The organism is Vibrio sp. 1562, from assembly GCF_033340155.1.
Taxonomy (GTDB): domain Bacteria; phylum Pseudomonadota; class Gammaproteobacteria; order Enterobacterales; family Vibrionaceae; genus Vibrio; species Vibrio alginolyticus.
In genome coordinates, this window is record NZ_JAWOVY010000083.1 from 1 (window position 1) to 1,313 (window position 1,313).

Annotated in this window: 1 protein-coding gene; it reads left to right on the forward strand. The window is 50.3% G+C overall.

Annotated elements, in window-relative coordinates; genetic code table 11:
* Window positions 1-76: 76 nt before the first annotated feature.
* Window positions 77-1,313 (forward strand): RecQ family ATP-dependent DNA helicase (locus tag R7Z49_RS23305; protein ID WP_318112109.1); only part of this gene is annotated, 1,237 nt, incomplete at its 3' end.

The window sequence follows — 1,313 nt, forward strand, 5'->3', positions numbered from 1 at the left end:
TTACAGTGTGCCCGGACTTGGTGTTCCAGTGGTATGCATAATCACCTCTTTTTTAATACCCAATCTGAGAGTTTTCATGACCTCAACTTTGTTAGCCGAACAATCAGACTTACCGGTAACGCCTCAACGTGTGTTGGAGGAAGTTTTCGGTTATCAAACGTTTCGTGATGGCCAGCAAGAGGTCATCGAATCGGCGGTCGAGGGCAAAGACAGTCTGGTGATCATGCCGACAGGTGGTGGCAAATCTCTTTGCTATCAGATACCTGCGTTGGTTCGTAGTGGCATCACCTTGGTGATTTCGCCGCTGATTTCTTTGATGAAAGACCAGGTCGATCAGCTCAAAGCCAACGGCGTTGCGGCAGAGTGTGTGAACTCCACCATGAGTCGTGAAGAGCTGCTGAGTGTGTATAACCGCATGCACAGCGGTCAACTCAAATTGGTTTACGTCTCACCAGAACGCGTGTTAATGCGTGACTTCATCGAGCGACTCGAAAACCTGCCTTTGGCGATGATTGCGGTGGATGAAGCGCACTGTATCTCGCAGTGGGGACACGATTTCCGTCCCGAATACGCCGCGCTGGGTCAGTTAAAGCAGCATTTTTCGCATGTGCCATTTATGGCGCTCACCGCCACTGCGGATGACGCTACACGTCGCGACATTCTTGAACGCTTACGTTTGCATGAACCTCATGTCCACTTAGGCAGTTTTGACCGTCCGAATATCCGCTACAACCTGGTCGAGAAGCACAAGCCGATTTCTCAGATCATTCGTTATCTCGACACCCAAAAGGGCAATTGCGGCATTATTTATTGTGGTAGCCGTAAGAAAGTCGAAATGGTGACGGAGAAGTTGTGCAGCAACCACATCCGTGCGGCGGGCTATCATGCAGGGATGGACGCTGATGAGCGTGCTTACGTTCAAGAGGCGTTTCAGCGTGATGACATGCAAATCGTGGTCGCGACGGTTGCCTTTGGTATGGGCATCAACAAGCCGAACGTCCGTTTTGTGGTGCACTTTGATATTCCGCGCAATATTGAATCCTACTACCAAGAAACGGGACGAGCAGGGCGAGATGGTTTGCCTGCTGAAGCGATGATGTTGTACGACCCTGCAGACATCAGTTGGCTACGTCGTATGCTGGATGAAAAAGACGATGGACCGCAAAAGCAAGTAGAAAGCCATAAACTTAATGCGATGAGTGCCTTTGCGGAAGCACAAACCTGTCGTCGTCAGGTTCTGCTCAACTACTTTGGTGAGTACCGCGAGAAGCCTTGTGGTAACTGTGATATCTGCCTCGATCCACCCAAACATT